Consider the following 23,665-nt stretch of genomic DNA (forward strand, 5'->3'; position numbering starts at 1 on the left):
TGCCCCCGGCGGCGCCGGCGGCGGGCGCGGCCGAGGCCGCCGCCAGGGCATCGGCCTCGGCCACCTGCACGGTGCGCCGGAACAGCGCCGTCAGCTCGACGCCGTCGCTGGCCGCCGTGCGCTCCAGGCGGACCGCGCCGTCGGACGCGGCGATCTGGCTCAGCAGCAGCCAATGGATGTTGTCCTCGGCCACCGCGCTGGCCGGCACCGTCCGGTCGCCGGCGTGGACCTTCATCCACAGGCGGGCCTGGCCGTTGGCGGTTTCCAGCCGCCAGTCGATGCGGTAGCCGAAGGGCAGTGCCCAGTCGAGCATGGCATTGGTCAGGCTGAAACCCAGCGTGGGGTCGATCAGGATGTCCACCGCCTTGAGGCGGCGGCGCAGGCTCACGCCGAGCATGGCCATCTCGGCCTTGCGTTCCTGCAGCACACATTCGAGCAGGTAGGCCAGGTCGATCTTCTCGTGCGACTGGCGCACCCGCCCGCTCTGGAAGCGCACGATCTGCTGGGCGCTGATGCCACAGTGCTTGAGGCGCTCGGCCGGCATGGCCAGCACCTTGTACTCGGCGGGCGACAAGCGGCCCTTGGACACCAGCAGGTCCAACCCGCGGATCAGCGCGGAGACGGTTTCGATCGACTGGTCCGTCAGGGCCGCCACCAGCTCCGGCCAGTGCTCGGCCATGCGCCAGTTGTCGGTCGGGCTGACGCTGACCGAGGGTTGTGGGGGGGAAACGGAGTCTGGCGAGGAAGTGACCATGGCTCTAGGGTGGGGCGCCCGTGGGCTGGCCGCGCGGGCGCACGGCGCGGTCTGGGCAGTAAAACAGTGTAACGCGGCACCGCCGGCGCAACCAGCCCGTCTTCGGGCCTTGGTGGGCACATTTGCCACAATACCGGCATGAACACCCCGCCACTGTCCTCCCTGTCGGCCGCCTTTCCCGCCGCCCGCCCGCGCCGCCTGCGCCGCGACGCCTTCACGCGCAACCTGGTGCGCGAACACGCGCTGACGTCACACGACCTGATCTACCCGGTGTTCGTGCTGGACGGCGCGAACCGCCGCGAGGCCGTGGCCTCGATGCCGGGCGTGGAGCGCCTGAGCCTGGATCTGCTGCTGCCGGTGGCCGAGGACTGTGTGTCCCTGGGCATCCCGGTGATGGCGCTGTTCCCGGTGATCGACCCCAGTCTCAAGACACCGGATGGCCGGGAAGCCAGCAACCCCGACGGCCTGATCCCGCGCGTGGTGCGCGAACTGAAAAGCTGCTTCCCGCAACTGGGCGTGATGACCGACGTGGCGCTGGACCCCTACACCAGCCACGGCCAGGACGGCCTGCTGGACGAACACAACTACATCGTCAACGACACCACGGTGGCGGTGCTGGTGCAACAGGCGCTGACCCAGGCCGCGGCCGGCGTGGACATCGTGGCGCCCAGCGACATGATGGACGGCCGGGTGGGCGCCATCCGCACCGCGCTGGAAGCCGCCGGCCACATCCACACCCGCATCATGGCCTACAGCGCCAAGTACGCGAGCGCCTTCTATGGCCCCTTCCGCGACGCCGTGGGCTCGGCCGCCAACCTGGGCAAGGCCGACAAGAAGGTCTACCAGATGGACCCCGGCAACACCAACGAGGCCCTGCGCGAGGTGGCGCTGGACATCGCCGAAGGCGCCGACATGGTGATGGTCAAGCCCGGCATGCCCTACCTGGACGTGGTGCGCCGCGTGAAGGACCAGTTCGGCATGCCCACCTTCGCCTACCAGGTCAGCGGCGAATACGCCATGCTCAAGGCCGCCGCCCAGAACGGCTGGCTGGACCACGACGCGGTCATGATGGAGAGCCTGCTGGCCTTCAAGCGCGCCGGTGCCGACGGCGTGCTGACCTATTTCGCCCGCGACGCCGCCCGCCTGCTGCGCCAGGGCTGAACGGGACCACGCGATGCGGGTCTTCAGCGTCGGCCCCGGTGGCGCCCAGGAACTGGGCAGTTGCCCGACCACCCTCCCCGAACACGGTTTTCTCTGGCTCGCGCTGGATCGCGCCGAGCTGGAGGCCGACACCAGCGGCTGGCAGCAGCGCGTGCTGACCCTGACCGGCATCACCCTGGTCGACCTGCACATCTCCGACCTGATCAACGCCCACCTGCCCTCGCGCTACGACTACACCGACAGCTACGATCTGCTGGTGTTCCGGCGCCTGGCGACAGCCGGCACCACGGCCCCGCCGTCGCAAAGCGGACAACGGGGCGGCCCGCCGGTGTTGCGCCGCATCGACACCAGCCCGGTCGGTTTTGCCCTCTTCGACCGCCTGCTGCTCAGCGTGCACCCCACGGGTTGCGGCGTGCTGGCACAACACGCGACCCGCCTGCTGGCGGCCGGCGGCGCCGACCACCGCCCGGCCCTGGCGCGCAGTCTGCCGGCCAACGCGGCCGAGCTGATGCTGCGCCTGACCAGCCTGATGGTCGACGCCTACCTCGATCTGCGGCGCGAACTCAGCCGCCAGCTCGACCACTGGCAGACCGAGTTGCTGCACCCGCGCACCCGCTTCAGCCAGTGGGACCGGCTGCTGCAGGCGCGCATGGCCCTGCACCAGCTCGACGAGATCTGCGAAGACCAGCGCAACGCCATCCAGGCCTGGATGACCGGCATGGAGCCCGCCACCGACAAGGGCGCCAAGCGCGAGCAGGAGATGCTCAAGCTGCGCGCCCGCGACGTGATCGAGCACATCGAGCGTGTGGTGCACCACGTGCGCCGGCTCGAACACAACGCCGAGACCACGGTGCAGATGCACTTCAGCGTGCAGGGCAACCGCACCAACGACATCATGCGCACGCTCACCGTGCTGACCGCCATCTTCCTGCCGCTGAACCTGATCACCGGCATCTTCGGCATGAACTTCGACTCCATCCCGCTGCTGCACAGCCAGCGTGGCTTTTGGTGGGCCCTGGCCGCCATGGGCACGGTGGCGGTGGCCCTGGTGCTGGTGTTCTGGCGCAAACGCTACCTGGAACGCAGCAGCGAGCGCAGCGGCGACAATAAAGGCCCATGAAGCACCTGTTGCCGACCGAAGCCTGGGCGCTGCTCCAGCAACGCCGCACCGAGACACCGGACAACATGCCGCTGTTCGTGGACGTGCGCATGGAGATCGAATCGCTCTATGTGGGCCGCCCGCCCGGGGTCGTCAACATTCCCTGGTACGAGTACCCCGACCTCCAGCCCGACCCGCGGCGCTTCGTGCGCCTGGTCGAGGAAGAAGCCGGTGGCAAGGACCACACCCTGCTGCTGATCTGCCGCAGCGGCAAACGCACGGTGGACGCGGCGCGCGCGCTGGAAGCGGCCGGCTTCTCCGACGTGGTCAACGTGCTGCACGGCTTCGAGGGTGAGCTCAACGACCATTTCCAGCGCTCCACGCTCAACGGCTGGCGCTTCGACGGCTTGCCGTGGGAGCAGATGTAGTGCTTCAGTCCCTGGCCAGCCCGGCGCTGGCCGCGCACGGCATCCTGCGCGAAGTGTTCGGCTATGACGCCTTCCGCGGACAGCAGCAGGCCATCATCGAGCACGTGTGTGCCGGCGGCGACGCCCTGGTGCTCATGCCCACCGGCGGCGGCAAGAGCCTGTGCTACCAGGTGCCGGCCATCGCCCGCGCGCGCGCCGGCCACGGTGTCGCGGTGGTGGTGTCCCCGCTGATCGCGCTGATGCACGACCAGGTGGGCGCGCTGCACGAGGCTGGCGTGGATGCCGAGTTCCTCAACTCCAGCCTCAGCGGCGAGGCCGCCGCGCAGATCGAGCGCCGCCTGCTGCAGGGCGAGATCACCCTGCTCTACGCCGCGCCCGAACGCCTGAACACGCCGCGTTTCCTGGCCCTGCTGGACACCCTGCACCAGCGCCACCAGCTGAGCCTGTTCGCCATCGACGAGGCGCACTGCGTGAGCCAGTGGGGCCACGATTTCCGGCCCGAGTACCGGGCCCTGTCGCTGCTGCACGAGCGCTACCCGGGCGTGCCGCGCGTGGCCCTCACGGCCACCGCCGACGCGCCCACGCGCGAGGACATGGTGCTGCACCTGCAGCTCGAGGACGCGCGCACCTTCGTCAGCAGCTTCGACCGACCCAACATCCGCTACGCCATCGTCGAGAAGAAGGACGGCTTCACCCAGCTGCTGCGTTTCATCGAACGCGAGCACAGCGGCGCGAGCGGGCACGACGCCGGCATCGTCTACTGCCAGTCGCGCAAGCGGGTGGAGGAGGTGGCGCAGAAGCTGGTGGAGGCCGGCCTCAAGGCCCTGCCCTACCACGCCGGTCTCGATGGCCCGGTGCGCCAGGACCACCAGAACCGCTTCCTGCGCGAAGAGGGCGTGATCATGGTCGCCACCATCGCCTTCGGCATGGGCATCGACAAGCCCGACGTGCGTTTCGTGGCCCACCTGGACAGTCCCAAGAACATCGAGGGCTACTACCAAGAGACCGGTCGCGCCGGGCGCGACGGCGAGCCGGCCAACGCCTGGATGCTCTACGGCCTGCAGGACGTGGTGAACCAGCGCCGCATGATCGACGAGAGCCCTGCCGCCGACGCCTTCAAGCAGGTGCTGCGCACCAAGCTCGACGCCCTGCTGACCCTGGCCGAATCGACCGAATGCCGGCGCGTGCAGCTGCTGCAGTATTTCGGCGAACAGTACACAGGCCCTGCGGGTTTCGCCGCCGGGCCGCCCCAAGGCGAAACGCACCCCCTTGGGGGGCAGCGAGGACACGACGTGCCGAGCGTGGGGGTTCGGTGCGGGAATTGCGACAACTGCCTGCACCCGCCCGAGACCACGGACGCCACCGACGCCGCCCGCAAGCTGCTCTCGTGCATCTACCGCGTCCAGCAGGCCAGCGGCACCGCCTTCGGCGCCGGCCACATCATGGACATCCTGCGCGGCAAGGCGACCGAAAAAGTGGCGCAGCATGGCCACCAGTCCCTGAGCACCTTCGGCATCGGGGCCGAGTGGAGCGAGACCCAGTGGCGCGGCCTGCTGCGCCAGCTGATCGCGCGCGAGGCGGTGTGGGTGGATGCCGAGCACTACAACACCCTGCGCCTGACGGATGCCGCCAAGCCCATCCTCAAGGGCGAGGCCACCGTGCGGGTGAAAACGTCCACCGACGAGCCCACGTCGCGGCGCAAGACCAAGGCGCAGCGCCTGGACAGCGGCCCCCCGCTCACCCTGGCAGGGCGCGACTGCCTGGCCGCGCTCAAGGCCTGGCGGGCCGAAGTGGCGCGCGAGCACAACCTGCCGGCCTACGTGATCTTCCACGACGCCACCCTGCGCGCCATCGCCGAACGGCAACCCCAACAACTGGGCGACCTCGACGGCATCAGCGGCCTGGGCGCGAAGAAGCTGCAGGCCTATGGTGCCGAGGTCTTGCGCGTGGTGCAGGCCAGTCAGGCAGCCGCCTGACCCCACGCCAGAGTCCAGGCCAACATTCGCGGGCAGATGGCCGCAGATGTTGCAAAATGAGGTCATGCAACCACCCTGACGGGGTCGCGCCGGGTCACCGCCGACACCCGCCTGGGTGAGCTGCAGGCAAGGGGAGAGGAATGAAGAAAAATTCCGCCGTCGACACGGCGGCGACGGACCGCCACGCCGAACGGGCGTCCGCTGCATCCGATCACGGGCTACGCCGGCGCGCGTCGGACGCCATGCGTTTGAGCCCGGTGCGCCGTTTTTTCTACGAATGCCTGGTGATGGTGGCGCTGCTGCCTTGGGTGCTCGTGTGGCTGTCGGCACGCGACGGGCTCTGGCATGCCGATGCGTTGGTGCACGACCTGATGCTGGCGCAGGGCAGCCACCCGGCGGGGCAGGACATCGTGGTGGTCTCGATGGACGACCCCTGCCCGCCCAACCGGACCCACTGCGCGGCACTGTCCATGCGCTACCGAGAGCTGCTGGACCACCTGCGCGACCAACCACCGCGCGCCGTGCTGCTGGACACCGGTCCGCTGAACGCCAGCGAGGTGGAGGGGCTGCGGCACATCGCCCGCGCCCGCATGGACGCAGGTGGCGCCCCCATTCACCTGCTCCATTCCCCAACGCCCGCCGGGCGCCCGGCGTGGAGCGACATCGACCGCGATGGCCTCACCCGCGGCATCCGCCCCTGGCGACACACCGCCCAGGGCCTGGAACAGCACCCCGCCGTGGACGCGTTGGGCCTGGGCACGCCGCCCGAACACTGGCCCGAACACATCGACCTGCGCTGGCGGACCGGCGCCGAAGCGGGCTACCCCACGCTGTCCTACGCCGGCCTGCTGCTGGGGCAGCACCCGGCACCAGCGCTGCGGGACAAGCTGGTGGTCGCCGGCCCCCGCTTCAGCGGCGCCGCCCTGCCTCCCTGGCTGGTGCGGGTGGGCACCTCCATACAGACACTGACCCCCACCGACGCCCTGGCGCAGGTGGTGGACAACCTGGCGCGGCAACGCTGGGTGCGCCCCGTGGGCCCGGTCTGGCACTGGCTGTGGGTGGCGGTGCCCTTGTGGGCGGCCCTGTGGCTGACGCGGCGCTGGCCCGAGCGCCTGGCGCCACTGCTGACCGGCCTGGGGGCCCTGACGGTGGGCGCCAGCGGCTACGCGCTGGCGGCGCACCGCCTGTGGCTGCCCGTTGCCACGCCACTGGCCGGCCTGCTGCTCTTTCAACTGCTGTGGAACTGGCGCCGTGGGGTGGCCCTGGGCCAGGTGTTCAAGCGCCGCATCGAACGGCTGGAGGCGGTGCTGGCGCAGGCGCCTGGCGAGCGGGACCCACGCGCCGCCGTGCCGCCCGCCGCGCCCTCGCGACGGCGCCTCGGCCAGGCCAGACCCCAGGTGGAGGTGCTCGATGACACACTGGGACGGCTGGAAGCACAGCACCAGATCCAGCGGCGCATGCAGCAGCAGCGCGACCGCTGGCTGGCCTTCCTGTCGCACGACCTGCGGGCGCCGCAGTCCAATATCCTGAGCCTGCTGGAGCTGCACGAAAACGGCGTTGAGGGCATGAGCAACGAGCGCCTTTTTTCCGGCGTGCGGGTCCAGGTGGACCGCACCCTGCGACTGGCCGAGGGTTTCGTGGACCTGCTGCGCGCCGAATCGGACCACCTCAAGCTGCAGCCCTGCTCGCTGGGCAGCCTCACGGTGGAAGCGGTGGACCGTTGCTGGCCCCAGGCCCAGGCGCAGCAGGTGACGATCGTGCACCGGGGGGCGGACGACGGACAAGGCCTGGTGTTGGGCGATCCGGAGCTGTTGACGAGGGCCCTGGTCAACATGCTGGGCAACGCCGTGCGTCACAGCAAGGAAGGCGACACGGTCGAGGTGTGCGTGGCGCACGACGCCGACGCGCGGCAGGTGGCGTGGTCGGTGCGGGACCGGGGCCCCGGCATGGAGCCCGACCAGCTGAGCGCCCTGGTGGCGGCGCTGGACAGCCACACCTGGATGCGTCCACGGCCGCCGGCCGGCGTCGGCCAACGGGGCGGCCAGGGCCTGGGACTCGGCCTGCTCGTGGCGCGAACGGTGGTGTCCCGCCACCAGGGCGAGCTGCATGCGATGGCGGCGCCCGGCCAGGGCAGCTGTTTCATCGTCGTGTTGCCCGCCGCCGCGCCGCCCACGCGCCACACGCGGCTGGGGCAGCGGTGGCCGCCACTCAGGACAGAAAACCCACCGGTCGGGACTCGCGCACTTCAGGCTTGATGCGGTGCTCCGCCTCGAGCTGAGCGAGGAACTCCTCGGGATCGAGTTCGGCGGCCAGGATGTCGGCCTGGCGCTTGACGGCGGCGAAATCGCCCGGGCACAACACGTTCAGGCGGCCCAGGCGCTCGCGCATGGCCTCGGTCAGTGCCGCGCCGTCGCCCGCCAGGGCCTCGACGGCGAACATGCGCTCGCGCTGTGCCGCCGCCAAGGGCATGAAGCGGATCTTGAAGGTGAAGCGCCGCAAGGCCGCCTGGTCCAGGCTGTCGAGCAGGTTGGTGGTGCAGACGAAGATGCCGCGAAAGCGCTCCATGCCCTGCAGCATCTCGTTGACCTCGGTCACCTCGTAGGTGCGCTGGGCGCCCCGACGGTCCTGCAAAAAGCTGTCGGCCTCGTCGAGCAGCAGCACCGCCTTCTCGGCCTCCGCCTCGGCAAACATCGCGGCCATCTGCTGCTCGGTCTCGCCCACGAACTTGCTCATCAGGTCGCTGGCCTGCTTGATCAGCAGCGGGCGGTCCAGCGCACGCGCGATGTGTTCGGCCAGCGCGGTCTTGCCGGTGCCGGGCGCGCCGTGGAAACACAGGGTGCCGTGGCCACGCGCCTTGAGCGCGGCGATGATGCGCGGGATGTCGAAGCGCGACTCGACGTTGAGCATGTCGAGGTCGTACTGCGTCACGCAGGGGCGGCCGGCGGCGTCGCCCCGGCGGCCCAGCGCGTGGTCCGCGTGGCGCAGCTGGCGCTCGATCAGGGCCTCGGTGTGCAGCTCGGCCTGCGCCGGCTGGCCGTTGCCCACCAGCTGCGCAAAACGCACCGCCGTGCGTATCTGGGCCGGCGTCAGGCCCTTGCGCTCGGTCAGGCGCGCCACCAGCGCGTCCGACACGTCCACGCCGTCCAGGGTCTTGCGCACCAGCTGTTCGCGCGCGCCGGGCGGCGGCGAGGTCAGCTCCAGGTGGTAGGCAAAACGACGCCGGAAGGCCGGATCGATCTGCTCGATGCGGTTGGTCACCCACAGCGTGGGCACCGGGTTGCTCTCCAGGATCTGGTTGACCCAGGCCTTGCCACTGACGCTGGCGCTGTGCGAGGGGCTCACGTGCTCGGCGCGCGCCAGCAGCTGCGCGGCCTCGCTGGTGATGGGCGGGAACACGTCTTCCACCTCGTCGAACAACAGCGCCGAACGCGCCGTGCCCTTGAGAAAGACCTGGGCGATCTGCAGCGAGCGGTAGCGGTCACGGCCGCTGAGCGAGTGGCCGTCGCGGTCGGCGTACTCGACCTCGAACAGCTCCAGCCCGGCGGCGTGCGCCACCACCCGCGCGAGTTCGGTCTTGCCGGTGCCGGGCGGCCCGTAGAGCAGCACGTTGACGCCGGGCTCCTTGCGCGCCACCGCCTCGCGCAGCAGGGCACACAGGACCTGCACCTCGTCGCGCACGAAGTCGAAATCCACCACGCCCAGCGCGCTGCGCGCGGCCGGCCGGGTGAACACCGCCATCAGCTCGTTCTGGTCGCGGTACTCGCGCATCAGCACCGGCGGCAGCTTCTCGCTGACCTTCATGAGGTCGGCCAGATCGGTGATGTTGTGTTCGGAGATCAGGTTCTCGACCATGCCGATGCGCTCCAGCCGGGAGCCGGCGCGCAGCGCCTCGCCCACCTCGGCCGGCGAAACGCCGGCCAGATCGGCGATGGCGGCGTAGGCCTCGGGCGCGTTGTTGACCTTGAACTCGACCAGGATGGAGCGCAGGTCGCGCTGGTAGCGCGCCAGCGTGCCATAGAGCAGCAGGGCGCGCTCGGCGCGGTTGAGCTGCAGCAGGCCGGCCAGGGCGTCGATGTTTTTTTCCACCAGGGTGGACTGCTTTTTCAGGGCCTGCGCCAGCCAGTCGCCGGTCACCCCCAGCACGCTGAGCAGGTCCTTGGGCGATTCCTTGGCGTATTCGTCGAGATAGAAAAACAGCGTGCCTTCCTCGTAGGGGCCGCGCCAGACGCCAAAGCGCTCCATGAAGGCGGCCAGCGGCAGGTCCGCGTGGTGGGCCCACAACTCGTTGTCGCGGCAGCGCCGGCCCAGGAATTCGCGCAGCCGAGTCAGCACGGTCAGCGGCCACACCAGGTGGCGCCCGGCCAGCGCGAGCAGGGTGTTGAGGTCGCGCCGCAGGTTGAAGCGTGCGCCCTGGCGTGCCGCCAGCGTGAGCACAAAATGGGAACACATCAGGTCGAGCACGGGCGCCTGGCGCAGTTCGGGCGGCACGAACACACGCGCCCCGGCCAGCCGCGCCTCGCCCGAGGCGCGCAGCAGCGCGCGGCCATCGCCCCGGCCTGCGCTGCGCAATGGACTCATCGGCTTGCCGGCCGACGACACCAGACGTTTGACCATCCGAAACACCTCCAGCCAAGCTTGACCGCGGAACGTGTCGGGTCTTCTGCGGCCGGCGCCCTGGCGCCAGCGTGCCCCTGTCATTGACGCGAACCATACCCCAGCTTGGACGCGGGGGGAAGTGTGGGTTCGAACAGCCCTTGGCCGGTCCACAATACGGTCATGATCGAACTCGCCGATATCGAAGCCGCTGCCCAGCGGCTGGCCGGCCAGGTGCTGCTGACACCCTGCGTGGAATCGCGCACGCTGTCGCAACTGACCGGCGCGCAGGTCTTCCTCAAATTCGAGAACCTGCAATACACCGCTTCGTTCAAGGAACGCGGCGCCTGCAACAAGCTCGCCCAGCTGAGCCCCGAGGAGCGTGCGCGCGGCGTGGTGGCCATGTCGGCCGGCAACCACGCCCAGGGCGTGGCCTACCACGCCCAGCGCCTGGGCCTGCGGGCGGTGATCGTGATGCCGCGCTTCACGCCCGGCGTCAAGGTCGAGCGCACGCGGGGCTTTGGCGCCGAGGTGCTGCTGCACGGCGACTCGCTGGATGAGGCCCGTGCCCACGCCTTTGCGTTGGCCGAGCGCGAGGGCCTGGTGTTTGTCCACCCCTACGACGACGACGCCATCATTGCCGGCCAGGGCACGGTGGGCCTGGAGATGATGCGCGCCCAGCCCGACCTCGACACCCTGGTGATCGCCGTCGGCGGCGGCGGCCTGATCGGGGGCATCGCCACCGCGGCCAAGGCGCTCAAACCCGGCATCGAGGTGGTCGGCGTGCAGACCCAGCGTTTCCCAGCCATGTACAACGCCATGACCGGCGCCCACCTGCCTCAGGGCACCACCACCATCGCCGAGGGCATCGCCGTGGGCAGCCCGGGTGAGCGCAACCAGGCCATCGCGCACCAGCGGGTGGACGACTGGCTGCTGGTGGACGAAGGCGACATCGAACAGGCCATCGTGATGCTGCTGGAGATCGAGAAGACCCTGGTCGAGGGCGCCGGTGCCGCCGGCCTGGCGGCGCTGATCAAGCACCCGCAGCGTTTTGCCGGCAAGAAGGTGGGGCTGGTGCTGTGCGGCGGCAACATCGACCCGCTGCTGCTGGCCTCCATCATCGAACGTGGCATGGTGCGCGCCGGCCGGCTGGTGCGCGTCAAGGTCAGCGCGCGCGACGTGCCGGGCAACCTGGCGCGCATCGCCGCCCTGGTGGCCGAGGCCGGCGCCAACATCGACGAGGTGCACCACCAGCGCGCCTTCACCCTGCTGGCGGCCCAGAGCGTGGAGATCGAACTGGTGCTCCAAACGCGCGGGCGCGAGCATGTGGCCCAGGTGCTGCAGCACCTGCAGGCGGCCGGCTTCGACGCCGCGGTGCTCTGACACGCTAAAATCCCGGCCAAACCCCCGAACCCTCAGGAAGCACGCCATGTCGAACCCCGCACCTCACGATTCGCACAACCAGCCCCAAGACGTGATCGAAGCCATCACCCCGCTGATGCCGGTGGTGCTGCCCGTGGCCGGCGCCGTGCTGATTTTCCTGCTGGCCTTCATCGCCGTCTTCATGGCCTGAACACCGCCCCGGGGCACCCCCACGCAGCGGCCGGCCACCTTCGGGTGCCCGGCCGCTGTGTTTGTGGGTCAGATCGCGGTCGAGGGCGCGGTTTTGTCCAGCGTCACCGGTTCTTGCCCCACCGGCATGCCTGCGGTGACCTCGGCCAGCAAGTGAGGCTGCGCCTGGGCTGTGAGGGCGACAGCTTGAAGGCGATCGCAACGTCCGGCCCCCCACCGGGCAACGGCGCGCCGGGGCTGTGCGTGGGCGCAGCACACCATGGAATCGCCCGTGTCGTGGGCGTGATCGACACGTGGACGGGCTGGCCGCCCTTTCCTTCTTGAGACGAACCGCCTTGTCGTGGTTCACCCGCCAGCCAGCGCGCACCACGGCCAACAGGCGGTGATCGCACTGGGGTACACCGGATGACGGGCTTTCCTCATACCTTGGGCCAATCAAATTGGATGTGTCAAACAGCTGGCGTCTGACAGCGGTCGGCCCCTGGCACCGTTGCACGCGGCCGGCTTGTGGTGCGCATGAAACGATAAAAATTGCAAGTTCCTTGCGGTAATTGTTTCCCCGCGGTAACCTTGTTCTGCAAGACAGACTTGTTCGCAGTTGGCATACACGGTGAAAGCCGTGGTCGCAAAGCTTCGGGTCCACACCCCGTCTGACTGGGCGGGGCGGGCGGCCGGGTTGCCTGGTTCTCGTCAAAGGAGCCGGTTTCACGCCGCCGGAGCATGCGCACATCCCGGGTCGGCTGTTTGTGACAAGGCTCACCGCTGGAGTCTTTCATGCGCATCAATTTGCCGGTCAGTGGCCAGGAATACCCCTTTCCCAAGGGCCAGACCCTGGTATCCACCACGGACACCAAGGGGCGCATCCTGTACTGCAACCCGATGTTCATCGAGGTCAGCGGCTACGACAAGGAGGAGCTGCTGGGCCAGCCCCACAACATCGTGCGCCACCCCGACATGCCCGAGGAAGCCTACCGGGACATGTGGCAGACCATCGCCAGCGGAAGGCCCTGGTCGGCGCCGGTGAAAAACCGGCGCAAGAACGGCGACCACTACTGGGTCATGGCCAACGCCACGCCGCTGCTGGAGAACGGCCTGCCGGTGGGCTACATGTCGGTGCGCACCGAGGCCACGCGCGAGCAGATCAACGCCGCCGAGCAACTGTACGCCACCATGCGTGCGGAAAAGGATGCCGGCCAGGCGGTGCACACCCTGAAGGCCGGGCGCCTGGTCAGGAAGACGCTGGGCGGGCGCATCGGCGAGATGCTGCGCCTGAGCCTGTCGGCCAAGCTGCTGCTGGTGCTGATCGCCATGGTCATCGTCTCGCAGTTCATCAACGTCGTGCTGCCCCCCACCGAGCCCCTGACCAACGGCATCGGCATGGTGGTCAAGCTGCTGGCGCTGCTGGGCTTCTGGTGGTACCTGCGGGGGCTGATCACGGGACCGCTGGACGGGCTGATCACCGGGGCCAACCGCATGGCCGCGGGCGATCTGACCCAGTCCGTGGCGCACACCCGCAGCGATCAGCTGGGCGACCTGCAGGTGGCCCTGGGGCAACTCAACGTGAACCTGCGCTCCATCGTGCGCGACGCGCGCCAGCAAAGCGGCGAGATGGTGATCGGCACCTCCGAGATCGCGCAGGGCAACCTCGATCTGAGCCAGCGCACCGAGGCCCAGGCCAGCAACCTGGAGCAGACAGCGGCGTCAATGGAGGAAATCACCGGCACGGTGCGGCAGTCGGCGGCGTCCGCACGCCAGGCCAGCGAGCTGTCGGCGCAGGCGCGTGGCATCGCCGAACGGGGGAGCGAAGCGGTCAACGAGGTGGGCAGCACCATGCGGGCGATCCAGGAATCGTCGCAGCGCATCAGCGAGATCACCCAGGTGATCGACAGCATCGCCTTCCAGACCAACATCCTGGCGCTGAACGCGGCGGTGGAGGCAGCGCGGGCCGGCGAGCAGGGCCGCGGGTTCGCGGTGGTGGCCAGCGAGGTGCGCACGCTGGCGCAGCGCACGTCCACGGCGGCCAAGGAGGTCAAGACGCTGATCGAGGATTCGGCCGGCAAGGTGGAAACAGGGCAGACCAAGACCGAGGCGGCGCGCAAGACCATGGCCGAGGCGGTGGAAGGGGTGCGGCGGGTGAACCAGCTGGTCGACGAGATCAGCAACGCGGCCACGGAGCAGCTGTCGGGCATTTCGCAGATCAACGCGGCGGTGGCGCAGCTGGACACGATCACGCAGCAGAACGCGGCGCTGGTGGAGGAGATCGCGGCGTCGGCGCAGTCCTTGCAGGGGCTGGCGCAGAACACGACGGAGACGGTGGCGGTGTTCCGCATCGACCACGGACCAAGCGCGGCGCCCGACGCGGTGGCCCTGCGCCGGGACATGAAACAGGCGCAGGAGCGCAAGGCGCCGCCCGCGCCAGTGGCACTCAAGGCCGCACCCACCCGCGGCCAGCCCCGGGCGGCGCTGCCGCAACACGGCACCGCCCAGGCAACCCAAATGACATAAAGTCATGCAGGTTTTGCATGTAACCAGGTGGTAACTGCCACGCCGCTTTCATAAAATACCCATCCTTGGCCGACACGCGGCCCAAAACCCTGGCTTACCGGCCACAGGTTTTGGAGTTTCGCGCTGCACCTGCACCCAGCACGCAGCCCTCCGGGCGCCGACCGAGACGCAGTCCCTTTGCAGAGAAGGGGATACTGAAAGACGTCTCAACCTGCGGTCATGCGCAGGCGCTCCCTCCATGGTTTGAAGCGACGTCTTTCAAGATTCCGCTTTTTTCTTTGGAGCTGACCTCATGAACTCTCCCGCAATGCTGGGCCTGAACCTCCAGGCGCCCGCCTACGTCAAGAACGCCCGCCTGATCGCCTGGGTGGCCGACATGGCCGCGCTGTGCCAGCCCGCGCGCATCCACTGGTGTGACGGCAGCGAGACCGAATACAACGCCCTGTGCGAGCAGATGGTCGCCAGCGGCACCCTGAAACGCCTGAACCCGGCCAAACGCGCCAACTCTTTCCTGGCCTGCTCCGACCCGTCCGACGTCGCCCGCGTGGAAGACCGCACCTTCATCTGCTCTGAAAAGCAGGAAGACGCCGGCCCGACCAACAACTGGAAGGCCCCGGCCGAGATGCGCGCCACGCTGCAGCCGCTGTTTGAGGGCTGCATGAAGGGCCGCACCATGTACGTGGTGCCCTTCAGCATGGGCCCGCTGGGCTCGCCCATCGCCCACATCGGCATCGAACTCTCCGACAGCCCCTACGTGGCCGTCAACATGAAGATCATGACCCGCATGGGCAAAGCGGTGTACGACGTGCTGGGCGTGGACGGCGAGTTCGTGCCCTGCGTGCACACCGTGGGCGCCCCACTGGCCGAAGGCCAGGCCGACGTGGCCTGGCCCTGCAACCCGACCACCAAGTACATCGTCCACTACCCCGAGACGCGCGAGATCTGGTCCTACGGTTCGGGCTACGGCGGCAACGCGCTGCTGGGCAAGAAGTGCTTCGCGCTGCGCATCGCCTCCACCATGGGCCGCGACCAGGGCTGGCTGGCCGAGCACATGCTGATCCTGGGCGTGACCTCGCCCGAGGGCAAGAAGTACCACGTGGCGGCGGCCTTCCCCAGCGCCTGCGGCAAGACCAACTTCGCCATGCTGATCCCGCCGGCCGGCCTCAACGGCTGGAGCGTGACCACCATCGGTGACGACATCGCCTGGATCAAGCCCCACGCCGACGGCAAGCTCTACGCCATCAACCCCGAGGCCGGCTACTTCGGCGTCGCGCCCGGCACCAACACGCTGACCAACCCCAACTGCATGGCCAGCCTGACCAAGGACGTGATCTTCACCAACGTCGCGCTGACCGACGATGGCGATGTGTGGTGGGAAGGCATGGGCGAGGCCCCGGCCCACGCCATCGACTGGCAGGGCAAGGACTGGACGCCGCAACTGGCCAAGGAAACCGGCGCCAAGGCCGCCCACCCCAACGCCCGCTTCACCGTGGCCGCCACCAACAACCCCGCGCTCGACCCGGCCTGGGACGACCCCGCCGGTGTGGCCATCGACGCCTTCATCTTCGGCGGCCGCCGCAGCACCACCGTGCCGCTGGTGACCGAGGCCCGCACCTGGATGGAAGGCGTCTACATGGCCGCCACCATGGGTTCGGAGACCACCGCCGCCGCCTTTGGCGCCCAGGGCGTGGTGCGCCGCGACCCCTTCGCCATGCTGCCCTTCGCCGGCTACAACATGAGCGACTACTTCCAGCACTGGCTGGACATGGAGCACAAGCTGGAAAGCCTGGGCCACACCCTGCCCAAGATCTTCTGCGTCAACTGGTTCCGCAAGGGCGCCGATGGCAAGTTCGTCTGGCCCGGCTACGGCGAGAACATGCGCGTGCTCAAGTGGATGCTGGACCGCATCGAAGGCAAGGCGGCCGGCCAGGACAACCTGTTCGGCGTCGGCCCGACCTACGAGGAAATCAACTGGAGCGGCCTGGACTTCAGCCGCGAGCAATTCCAGTCGGTGACCCACATCGACAAGGCCGACTGGAACGCCGAGCTGGCCCTGCACAGCGAGCTGTTCACCCAGCTGGCCTACCACCTGCCCCAGGAACTGCAAGCCACCAAGGCGCAGATCGAGCAGCGCCTGGCCGCGATCTGAGGCGCACGGCGCGCCCCCAAACAAAAGGCCGCCGGGTTGCCCCGGCGGCCTTTGTTCTTGTGCGTGAAGCGCGCTGCGCTCAGATGTAGAACATCGCGCGGCGGTAGCCCGAGGGCATTTGGCGGCTGGCCAGCTTGAGCGCTGTCTCGCTGTCCGGGATCTCGGTGCGGGCCAGCGTCTCGACGCTGTCATCGGCACGCTGGCGGGCGGCGACCAGTTCCGACATCACGCGCGGGTCGCTCTTGGCGATCTCCCACATGCGGGCTTCGGCACGGCGCTGCGCGGCGGCCTTGGACCAGGCGTTCAGGGTCAGCAGGGTGCGCTGCGCCATGCGGCGGGCAGTGCCGGCGAACACCAGGGTGGCGGCGAACACCACGGCCCACAGCAGCACCCAGACCAGGAAAACATGGCCATCGGCCCAGGTGTCGATCAGCTGGTCGGCGACCACCACCAGCGCGGCCACCACGGCGGCCAGCAACAAGGCGGCCAAGCCCCGGGCGCCGTCAAAACCGCTGCGGCCACGGCGCGAGCCAGACCCGTGGCTGGTGGCGATCGGGCTCACACCCAGCGAGGCAGGGGCAGGTGAAAAAACTGTGCTCATGGCGAACTCCTTGAAGAAAATGTCTTTTGGACGGACGAATACTAGGGTAAACCCTGAATATCTGCCAATTTATTCTTGTGATGACTTACATTCACCCAGAGAATGAATGAACTCAACTTCCGCACCCTGGACCTGAACCTGCTGCGTGTTTTTGACGAGGTGATGGCCGAGCGCAACCTGACCCGCGCCGCCCAGCGCCTGGCCATGACCCAGCCGGCCGTGAGCAACGCGTTGCGCCGCCTGCGCGAGCTGCTGGGCGACGAGCTGGTGCAGCGTTCGGGGTATGGCGTCGAACCCACACCGCGCGCGCTGATGCTGTGGCCCAGCGTGCGCGACGCACTGCGCCAGTTGCGCGAGGCCCTGGCGCCCGGCGATTTCGACCCCGCGCTGGCACAGAACGCCTTTGTGCTGACCATGGCCGACGCCACCGCCGCCAAGGTGGTGCCGGGCCTGATGGACGTGTTGGCGCGCGAGGCCCCGGGCGTCACGCTGCGGGTGCTGCCGCTGACCACGCGCGATCCGCGCAGCCTGCTGGAGTCGGGCGAGGTCGATCTCGCCATCGGCCACTTTCCGGGCGTGCTGGCCGAGCTGGGGGCCCAGCACCTGCAGGAAAGCAGCCCGCGCTTCATGGTCGAGCGCCTCTACGACGGCGAATACGTGGTCGTGATGCGCAAGCACCACCCGCTGGCCCGGGGCCAGCTGAGCCTGGACGACTACTGCGCCGCGCGCCACCTGCTGGTCAGCTTCTCGGGCCGGCCCTTCGGTTTTGTCGACGAGGCGCTCACCGCCGTTTCGCGCAAGCGCCGCGTGGTGCTGACCGTCAACCAATTCTTCACCGCCGGCCTGGTGGTGGCCTCCTCCGACCTGCTGACCGTCCTGCCGCGCCACTTCATCGGCGGCACCGGCGTGGCCGACCAGCTGGTGTGGCGCAACCTGCCCCTGGACGTGCCCACCGTGCACGTCGATGCCCTGTGGCACCGCCAACACCAGGCCAGCAACGCCCACCGCTGGCTGCGCGAGGCCGTGCGCCGCACGGCCCAGAACACCCGCCACGCACCGGCCGTGGCCGCTTCACAAGGCCCAGCATGAGGATCCAGCTTCTCAGCGATCTGCACCTGGAGTCGCACCCCGATTGCCGGATCGAGCCCGCGCCCGACGCCGATCTGCTGGTCCTGGCCGGCGACATCGGCTCCTACCAGCAACACAAGGACGGCAGCCGCATGGCGGCGCCCGACTGGGGCCTGCAGGATTTCTCGCCGCTGCCGCAGTTCGGCGCCTGGCCCGTGCCGGTGGTGTTCGTGCCCGGCAACCACGAATACGACGCGCTGGACTTCGACGACACCCACGCAGCCTTGCGCCGCACCTGCGAGCGGCTGGGCCTGGTCTGGCTGGAGCGCGAGCAGTGGCTGTTCCAGGGCGTGCGTTTTGTCGGTACCACCCTGTGGAGCGATTTCGATGCACTGACCACGGGACTGGCGCCCACGGCCGCCCTCCAGGCCCGCGAGAAGGCCTTCCGCGCCGCCAACCACTACCTGCGGCACATGGACACGCGACGCGCCGGCAAGCTGTTCGATGCTGCTGCCATGCGCGAACTGGGCCTGGTCTGCCAGCAATGGCTGGCCGACGCCCTGCACCAGCCCTTCGACGGACAGACCGTGGCGGTGACCCATTTCGCCCCCAGCCTGCGCAGCGCCGATCCGCGCTACGGGCTGACGCCGGGCACCGCCGGCTTCTGCAACGCGCTCGACCCGCTGCTGGTCCACGCCGACCTGTGGCTGCATGGCCACCTGCATTGCCGGCACGACTACCGGGTCGGTCGTTGCCGCGTGGTGGCCAATCCCATGGGCTACGCCACCAAGGGCGAACAGGCCAGCTTCGACCCCCATGGCTGTGTGGTGCTGCCAGTGCCTTCGGCGGCACCCGCATGAAGGTTGACGGAGCACAATTCGGCAAGGAAGCAAACCCGTACACTCGAAACCTGCGTCCCTTTTCGACCCAACCGCACACGGAGCCGACCCCATGAAGATTCTCCTCGCCGTCGACGGCAGCCCCTACACCAAGAAGATGCTGGCCTACCTCGCCACGCACATCGAGATGTTCGGCGCGGGCAACCGGTTCACCCTGCTCAACGTGCAGCTGCCTCTGCCCCCGCGTGCCCGCGCGGCCGTGGGCGCCGACGTGGCCAAGAGCTACCACGATGAAGAAGCCGCCAAGGTGTTCGGCCCGGTGACCAAGTTCCTCAAACGCCACGGCGTCGACGCCGAAACCATCAGCAAGGTCGGACACCCCGGGGAGCTGATCGCCAAGACCGCCGACAGCGGCAAGTTCGACATGGTGGTCATGGGTTCACACGGCCACAGCGCACTGGGCAATCTGGTCATGGGCTCGGTCGCCACCAAGGTCATGGCGCACTGCGGCACGCCGGTCCTGCTGGTGCGCTGAACGCCGATCGGGGGCGCCCTTGCTCAAGCAGATACGCCCCAACCAGCTGCGCTTGGGGATGTACATCCACGGCTTCGAGGGCTCGTGGATGGCCCATCCTTTCTGGCGCAGCCGTTTTGTGCTGGAAGACCACAAGGACCTGCAGCGGGTTCTGTCCAGCGGCGTGGCCGGCGTGTGGATCGACACCACCCTGGGCGACGACCTCTCCCCGGCACACGCCGGGAGCAACGACGCCGCCGCGGCCGTGGCGGTGCCCGCCAGTGCGACCACGCCCGTCGCTGCCGCCCCCTCCTCCAGCCAACGCCAGACGCCGCGCGCGCTGCGTGATGAAATGGCCCGCGCCGCCAGCATCTGCCTGGCCGCGCGCGACGAAACGGAACGCATGTTTGCCGAGGCCCGCATGGGCCGTGCCATCGACACCGGCGTGGTCAGGCAGATGGTCGAGGACATCTCGGATTCGGTGCTGCGCAACAGCAACGCGCTGATCAGCCTGGCCCGGCTCAAGACCGCCGACAACTACACCTACATGCATTCGGTGGCGGTGTGCGCGCTCATGGTGGCGCTGGGCCGGCAACTCGACCTCTCGCCGGAGGAGATCCGCGCCGCCGGCTTTGCCGGCCTGGTGCACGACATCGGCAAAGCCGCGGTGCCGATGGAGGTGCTCAACAAGCCCGGGCGCCTGAGCGATGAGGAGTTCGCGCAGGTCAAGGACCACCCGAGGCTGGGCTGGCAGATGCTGCGCGACAGCCAGGTGGACGATGGCGCCGCGCTCGACGTCTGCCTGCACCACCACGAGCGCATGGACGGCGCGGGTTACCCGGAGCGGCTTGCCGGCGAAGGCATCAGCCTGGTGGCCCGCATGGGCGCGGTGTGCGACGTCTACGACGCCATCACCTCCACGCGCCCCTACAAGGCAGGCTGGGACCCGGCCGAGTCGCTCAGCCGCATGGCCAAGTGGACCGGCGGGCATTTCGACGCGCGGGTGTTCCAGGCCTTTGTGCGCAGCCTGGGCATCTACCCGGTGGGCTCGCTGGTCATGCTCAACTCGGCCAAGCTCGCGGTGGTGATCGACCAGTCGCCCAGCTCGCTGCTCAAGCCGGTGGTCAAGGCCTTTTATTCGGTGCGCCACGAGGAGCGCATCCCGCCGGTGGAGATCGACCTGTCGGCGCCGAATTGCAAGGTCCAGATCCTGAGCCGGGAAGACCCGGCCCACTGGGCCTTCCACGACCTGGCCGACATCTGGTCGGGCGGCCTGTCGGCGGCGTTTTGATCAGCGGCTGCCCAGGCCCTCGAAGCAGGTGCTCATCACCAGCTCGATGATCTGCGTGTCGCTGTAGCTGCCACTCTGGCGCAGGAAGCCCAGCACCGGGTCGCAGGCACGGGCAAACAGCGTGTAGAGCACCGCGATCGGCGGCAAGGCCCGGTTCAAACTGCCGTCGGCCTGTGCGGCCTCGATCCAAGCGCCCAGCCGGTCGCTCACGTTCATCAGCCCATCCATGTAGGCGGTGTTGACCATCAGGGCGCCCCGCAGGCTGGAGTTCTCGCTCGGCAGCGACGGCATCTCACCGGCCAGCTGCACCTCCATGGTCCAGCGTGTCACGGCCTTGAGCCGGTCCAGTGGCCGGGCCCCGGGGTCCGCCTGCTCCAGCTGGTCCAGAAAGGCCACCGCCCGCAACATCACCCGCACCATGGCGGCGGCGGCCAGGTCTTCCTTGCTGGAAAAGTGCTTGTAGAGGCTGGCCTTGGCGATGCCCACCTCGTTGGCCACCTCGTCCACCGTCATCGCGTCAAAGCCCTTTTCGGCCAGCAGGCGGTTCACGGCCTGGATGATGGCGTCCTCGCGGGCGAGGTGCATCTGCTCCCGAAAGCTGCGCTTGGCAGGGGCGGGTTTCACAAGGGCAGGCGACATGACAAACCTTTTTCTTCCAACGCGGATACTGCACCCAATCGACGGTGAAGTCTACATGTTGTACTGACCGGATGAATTGCGACTGCGCAGTCACGGCCCAACGGTCAGGCCTGACGCAAGCGTGTCCCGGCCGAGGTCCGCAGCGCCACGCTCAGGCTGTCCAGCACCTCCGACGCCAGGTTCCAGCAATGCCAGTAGAGCTTGACGCCCTGCGCATGGGTGGGCGCCACGTTGATGAGCGCGCCGCCAGCCAGGCGCTCGCGCACCAGCAGCTCGGGCACCACGCTGACCCCCCAGCCCCGCAGCGCGGCCATCACCTGGCCCTCGGACGAGGGCACGTAGAACTGCCGCAGGATCACGCGCTGCAGGCCGAAGGCGCGCGCCACGAACTCGCGCTGCATGTCGTCCTTGCGGTTGAAGGTGATGAAGGGAATCTGATGGAAGTTGTGCGCGTTCAGGCCAGCCGGCAGATGGCGCTCGGCAAACGCGGGCGATGCCACGGCCACGTAGTCCATGGTGCCCAGCGCATCCATCTTGCAGCCGCGCAGCGCCTGGCCGATGGACGTGACGCAGCCCAGCACCTGCCCCTCGCGCAGCCACTCCTGGGTGAAGTCCTGGTCGTCGTGGATGATCTCGATGGGCAGGCCGCTGCGGGCCAGCGGGGTCAGGGCGTCCAGCACCCACGTGGCAATGCTGTCGGCGTTGATGGCCACCGAGATGCGTTCCTCGTCGCGGCCACCGCCGGTGGAGCTGGGCGCCAGCTCCTTGAGATCGCGCTCCAGGTCGGCGCGCAGCAGGCGCATCATCTTGGCGTGCTTGAGCAGCAGCTGCCCGGCCTGGGTGGCCTTCAAGGGCCGGCTGCGCACGATCAACACGGTGCCGACCTGCGCCTCCAGCGCGCGCAGGCGCTGCGACACCGCCGACTGGGTGATGGACAAGCGCTGCGCGGCACGCTCGAACCCGCCTTCCTCGATGATGGCGGCCAGGCATTCCAAAGCGTCGGGATCGAAGGTGCTCATGGCATCACTCTATTAGTTGATCTGATGTTTTTCAATTTAGTTTAATTTCGCTTCAAATTCAAGCGGGTTTTTTCCATACTGCACATCTGTCAAGTTTTTCAAAGGTGGACGGTATGCAAGTGGTTGTTTTGGGCGCGGGCATCATCGGCGTCAGCACCGCCTGGCACCTGCTGGAGCGTGGCCACGACGTCACCCTGATCGACCGCCAGCCCGATGCGGCGCTGGAGACCAGCTTCGCCAACGCGGCGCAGATCTCGGTCAGCTACTGCGAACCCTGGGCCAACCGCGAGGCGCCGTTGAAGGCGCTCAAGTGGATGTTCTCGCCCACCTCGCCGCTGCTGTTCCGCCCGCAGCTGGACTGGGACCAGTGGAAATGGGGCCTGCAGTTCCTGGGCCAGTGCAACGACGCCGCCTTCGAGCGCAACGTGGCCCAACTGGTGGCCCTGGGCGCCTTCAGCCACGGCACGCTCAAGGACATGGTGGCCGCCACCGGCATCGAATACCAGCGCCTGGAGCGTGGCATCGCCCACTACTACACCGACAGCAAGTCCTTCGACGGCGCCGCCGCCGCGGCCGACGTGATGCGCCGCCACGGCGTCAAGCGCCGCGTGATCGATCGCGACGAGTTGCTGAACATCGAACCCGCCCTGCGCGCCTTCGGCGACAGCATCGTGGGCGGCACCTACACCGCCAGCGACGAACACGGCGACGCCCGCGTCTTCACCCAGAAGCTGGCGGCCCTGTGCGCCCAGAAAGGCGCACGCCTGCTGTTCGGCCACGACATCGAACACCTGAACACCGCCGGCGGCGAGATGCAGAGCGTGCGCGTGCGCGACCGCCTGACGGGCGAAGCCCGCACCGTGCTGGCCGACGCCTTCGTGGCGGCCTGCGGCTCCTACACCACGCCCCTGCTGAAGACCGTGGGCGTCCACGTGCCCATCTACCCCGGCAAGGGCTACAGCGCCACGCTGCCGCTGCTCAAGCCCGACCAGGCGCCCAGCGTCAGCATGATCGACGACGGCCTGAAGATCGCCATTTCGCGCCTGGGCGACCAGCTGCGCGTGGCAGGCACCATCGAACTCGGCGGCTTCGACCTGTCGCTGGACACCCCGCTGGCGCGCAAGCGCTGCGAGATGCTGGTGCGCCGCATCGAGGAAGTTTTCCCCGGCGTGGCCGACACCCGCACGCCGGAAGAAGGCGGCAACCCACAATTCTGGACCGGCCTGCGCCCGGCCACACCGACCAACATCCCGCTGATCGGCCGCACGGCCGTGGGCAAGCTGTGGATCAACGCCGGCCACGGCACCCTGGGCTGGACCCACGGCGCCGGCTCGGGCCGCGCGCTGGCCGAACTCATCAGCGGCGAGCGCCCCGCCATGAACTTCAACTTCCATGGCATGGGCGCGGGCACCGGCCGCGGCAGCACCAACTGGAAGCGACACAGCGTCGCCGCCTGA

Annotated in this window: 19 protein-coding genes and 1 riboswitch; of the genes, 14 read left to right on the forward strand and 5 right to left on the reverse strand. The window is 68.7% G+C overall.

Annotated elements, in window-relative coordinates; genetic code table 11:
* A partial coding sequence (locus AAHB17_RS21475) for a hypothetical protein (protein WP_342132991.1) occupies window positions 1–754 on the reverse strand: 754 nt, incomplete at its 3' end.
* Window positions 755–892: 138 nt separating this feature from the next.
* Here AAHB17_RS21475 and hemB point away from each other — a divergent pair.
* The 5 genes from hemB to AAHB17_RS21500 all read left to right on the forward strand — a co-directional run bounded on the left by hemB (window position 893) and on the right by AAHB17_RS21500 (window position 7,673).
* Window positions 893–1,915 carry a porphobilinogen synthase gene (gene hemB / locus AAHB17_RS21480; RefSeq protein WP_342132993.1) on the forward strand — a complete coding sequence of 341 codons (1,023 nt, stop codon included), beginning with the start codon at window positions 893–895 and terminating at the stop codon, window positions 1,913–1,915.
* Between the two features lie 13 nt (window positions 1,916–1,928).
* A complete protein-coding gene (locus AAHB17_RS21485; RefSeq protein WP_342132994.1) occupies window positions 1,929–3,035 on the forward strand; it encodes a magnesium transporter CorA family protein in 1,107 nt (368 codons plus the stop codon).
* A complete protein-coding gene (locus tag AAHB17_RS21490; protein ID WP_342132995.1) occupies window positions 3,032–3,442 on the forward strand; it encodes a rhodanese-like domain-containing protein in 411 nt (136 codons plus the stop codon). The genes AAHB17_RS21485 and AAHB17_RS21490 overlap by 4 nt, the downstream gene beginning before the upstream one ends.
* Window positions 3,442–5,418 (forward strand): RecQ family ATP-dependent DNA helicase, encoded by a 1,977-nt coding sequence (locus AAHB17_RS21495; protein ID WP_342132996.1) that lies wholly within the window; start codon window positions 3,442–3,444, stop codon window positions 5,416–5,418. The genes AAHB17_RS21490 and AAHB17_RS21495 overlap by 1 nt, the downstream gene beginning before the upstream one ends.
* A gap of 140 nt (window positions 5,419–5,558) precedes the next feature.
* Window positions 5,559–7,673, forward strand: a complete 2,115-nt coding sequence (locus AAHB17_RS21500; protein WP_342132997.1) for a sensor histidine kinase — start codon at window positions 5,559–5,561, stop codon at window positions 7,671–7,673.
* Here the strand turns inward: AAHB17_RS21500 and AAHB17_RS21505 are convergent.
* The gene (locus AAHB17_RS21505) at window positions 7,627–10,032 is read right to left on the reverse strand and encodes an ATP-binding protein (protein ID WP_342132998.1); all 2,406 of its coding nucleotides are present in this window, start codon (window positions 10,030–10,032) and stop codon (window positions 7,627–7,629) included. The two genes, AAHB17_RS21500 and AAHB17_RS21505, sit on opposite strands and share 47 nt — an antisense overlap.
* Before the next feature lie 162 nt (window positions 10,033–10,194).
* Here AAHB17_RS21505 and AAHB17_RS21510 point away from each other — a divergent pair, with 162 nt between their 5' ends.
* The 4 genes from AAHB17_RS21510 (at window position 10,195) to AAHB17_RS21525 (ending at window position 16,237) form a co-directional block, all read left to right on the forward strand.
* Window positions 10,195–11,394, forward strand: coding sequence for a threonine ammonia-lyase (locus tag AAHB17_RS21510; protein ID WP_342132999.1), 1,200 nt, complete (start codon window positions 10,195–10,197; stop codon window positions 11,392–11,394).
* Between the two features lie 46 nt (window positions 11,395–11,440).
* A complete protein-coding gene (locus tag AAHB17_RS21515; RefSeq protein WP_342133000.1) occupies window positions 11,441–11,584 on the forward strand; it encodes a hypothetical protein in 144 nt (47 codons plus the stop codon).
* Window positions 11,585–12,173: 589 nt separating this feature from the next.
* A riboswitch (cyclic di-GMP riboswitch) is annotated at window positions 12,174–12,267 on the forward strand.
* Window positions 12,268–12,357: 90 nt separating this feature from the next.
* Entirely contained in the window at window positions 12,358–14,088 is a 1,731-nt protein-coding gene (locus AAHB17_RS21520; RefSeq protein WP_342133001.1) for a methyl-accepting chemotaxis protein, read from the forward strand.
* A 292-nt stretch (window positions 14,089–14,380) separates the two neighbouring features.
* The gene (locus tag AAHB17_RS21525; protein WP_342133002.1) at window positions 14,381–16,237 is read left to right on the forward strand and encodes a phosphoenolpyruvate carboxykinase (GTP); all 1,857 of its coding nucleotides are present in this window, start codon (window positions 14,381–14,383) and stop codon (window positions 16,235–16,237) included.
* 79 nt (window positions 16,238–16,316) lie between these two features.
* Here the strand turns inward: AAHB17_RS21525 and AAHB17_RS21530 are convergent, their stop codons facing one another.
* Window positions 16,317–16,838, reverse strand: coding sequence for a hypothetical protein (locus tag AAHB17_RS21530; protein ID WP_342133003.1), 522 nt, complete (start codon window positions 16,836–16,838; stop codon window positions 16,317–16,319).
* Between the two features lie 102 nt (window positions 16,839–16,940).
* Here AAHB17_RS21530 and AAHB17_RS21535 point away from each other — a divergent pair, with 102 nt between their 5' ends.
* From AAHB17_RS21535 to AAHB17_RS21550, 4 genes are all read left to right on the forward strand, one after another.
* Window positions 16,941–17,927, forward strand: coding sequence for a LysR family transcriptional regulator (locus AAHB17_RS21535; protein ID WP_342133005.1), 987 nt, complete (start codon window positions 16,941–16,943; stop codon window positions 17,925–17,927).
* Complete coding sequence (locus tag AAHB17_RS21540; protein WP_342133006.1) at window positions 17,924–18,766, forward strand: metallophosphoesterase; 843 nt, start codon at window positions 17,924–17,926, stop codon at window positions 18,764–18,766. The genes AAHB17_RS21535 and AAHB17_RS21540 overlap by 4 nt, the downstream gene beginning before the upstream one ends.
* Before the next feature lie 91 nt (window positions 18,767–18,857).
* Complete coding sequence (locus tag AAHB17_RS21545) at window positions 18,858–19,280, forward strand: universal stress protein (protein WP_342133008.1); 423 nt, start codon at window positions 18,858–18,860, stop codon at window positions 19,278–19,280.
* Window positions 19,281–19,299: 19 nt separating this feature from the next.
* The gene (locus AAHB17_RS21550; RefSeq protein ID WP_342133010.1) at window positions 19,300–20,550 is read left to right on the forward strand and encodes an HD-GYP domain-containing protein; all 1,251 of its coding nucleotides are present in this window, start codon (window positions 19,300–19,302) and stop codon (window positions 20,548–20,550) included.
* Here AAHB17_RS21550 and AAHB17_RS21555 read toward each other — a convergent pair whose 3' ends face one another.
* Both AAHB17_RS21555 and AAHB17_RS21560 read right to left on the reverse strand, forming a co-directional pair.
* Window positions 20,551–21,189, reverse strand: coding sequence for a TetR/AcrR family transcriptional regulator (locus AAHB17_RS21555; protein ID WP_342133012.1), 639 nt, complete (start codon window positions 21,187–21,189; stop codon window positions 20,551–20,553).
* 104 nt (window positions 21,190–21,293) lie between these two features.
* Window positions 21,294–22,208, reverse strand: a complete 915-nt coding sequence (locus AAHB17_RS21560) for a LysR family transcriptional regulator ArgP (protein ID WP_342133014.1) — start codon at window positions 22,206–22,208, stop codon at window positions 21,294–21,296.
* A 113-nt stretch (window positions 22,209–22,321) separates the two neighbouring features.
* Here AAHB17_RS21560 and AAHB17_RS21565 point away from each other — a divergent pair, with 113 nt between their 5' ends.
* The gene (locus AAHB17_RS21565; RefSeq protein WP_342133016.1) at window positions 22,322–23,665 is read left to right on the forward strand and encodes a D-amino acid dehydrogenase; all 1,344 of its coding nucleotides are present in this window, start codon (window positions 22,322–22,324) and stop codon (window positions 23,663–23,665) included.

The organism is Hydrogenophaga sp. OTU3427 (assembly GCF_038440225.1).
Lineage (GTDB): Bacteria > Pseudomonadota > Gammaproteobacteria > Burkholderiales > Burkholderiaceae_C > Hydrogenophaga.

Excerpts from the sequence above, each read along its gene's own strand:
- AAHB17_RS21505 (WP_342132998.1), bottom strand. The coding sequence starts at position 10,032 with ATGGTCAAACGTCTGGTGTCGTCGGCCGGCAAGCCGATGAGTCCATTG.
- AAHB17_RS21560 (WP_342133014.1), bottom strand. The coding sequence starts at position 22,208 with ATGAGCACCTTCGATCCCGACGCTTTGGAATGCCTGGCCGCCATCATC.
- AAHB17_RS21525 (WP_342133002.1), top strand. The coding sequence starts at position 14,381 with ATGAACTCTCCCGCAATGCTGGGCCTGAACCTCCAGGCGCCCGCCTAC.
- AAHB17_RS21535 (WP_342133005.1), top strand. The coding sequence starts at position 16,941 with ATGAATGAACTCAACTTCCGCACCCTGGACCTGAACCTGCTGCGTGTT.
- AAHB17_RS21500 (WP_342132997.1), top strand. The coding sequence starts at position 5,559 with ATGAAGAAAAATTCCGCCGTCGACACGGCGGCGACGGACCGCCACGCC.
- AAHB17_RS21545 (WP_342133008.1), top strand. The coding sequence starts at position 18,858 with ATGAAGATTCTCCTCGCCGTCGACGGCAGCCCCTACACCAAGAAGATG.
- AAHB17_RS21515 (WP_342133000.1), top strand. The coding sequence starts at position 11,441 with ATGTCGAACCCCGCACCTCACGATTCGCACAACCAGCCCCAAGACGTG.
- AAHB17_RS21485 (WP_342132994.1), top strand. The coding sequence starts at position 1,929 with ATGCGGGTCTTCAGCGTCGGCCCCGGTGGCGCCCAGGAACTGGGCAGT.
- AAHB17_RS21510 (WP_342132999.1), top strand. The coding sequence starts at position 10,195 with ATGATCGAACTCGCCGATATCGAAGCCGCTGCCCAGCGGCTGGCCGGC.
- AAHB17_RS21520 (WP_342133001.1), top strand. The coding sequence starts at position 12,358 with ATGCGCATCAATTTGCCGGTCAGTGGCCAGGAATACCCCTTTCCCAAG.
- AAHB17_RS21540 (WP_342133006.1), top strand. The coding sequence starts at position 17,924 with ATGAGGATCCAGCTTCTCAGCGATCTGCACCTGGAGTCGCACCCCGAT.
- AAHB17_RS21555 (WP_342133012.1), bottom strand. The coding sequence starts at position 21,189 with ATGTCGCCTGCCCTTGTGAAACCCGCCCCTGCCAAGCGCAGCTTTCGG.
- AAHB17_RS21490 (WP_342132995.1), top strand. The coding sequence starts at position 3,032 with ATGAAGCACCTGTTGCCGACCGAAGCCTGGGCGCTGCTCCAGCAACGC.
- AAHB17_RS21530 (WP_342133003.1), bottom strand. The coding sequence starts at position 16,838 with ATGAGCACAGTTTTTTCACCTGCCCCTGCCTCGCTGGGTGTGAGCCCG.
- AAHB17_RS21565 (WP_342133016.1), top strand. The coding sequence starts at position 22,322 with ATGCAAGTGGTTGTTTTGGGCGCGGGCATCATCGGCGTCAGCACCGCC.
- hemB (WP_342132993.1), top strand. The coding sequence starts at position 893 with ATGAACACCCCGCCACTGTCCTCCCTGTCGGCCGCCTTTCCCGCCGCC.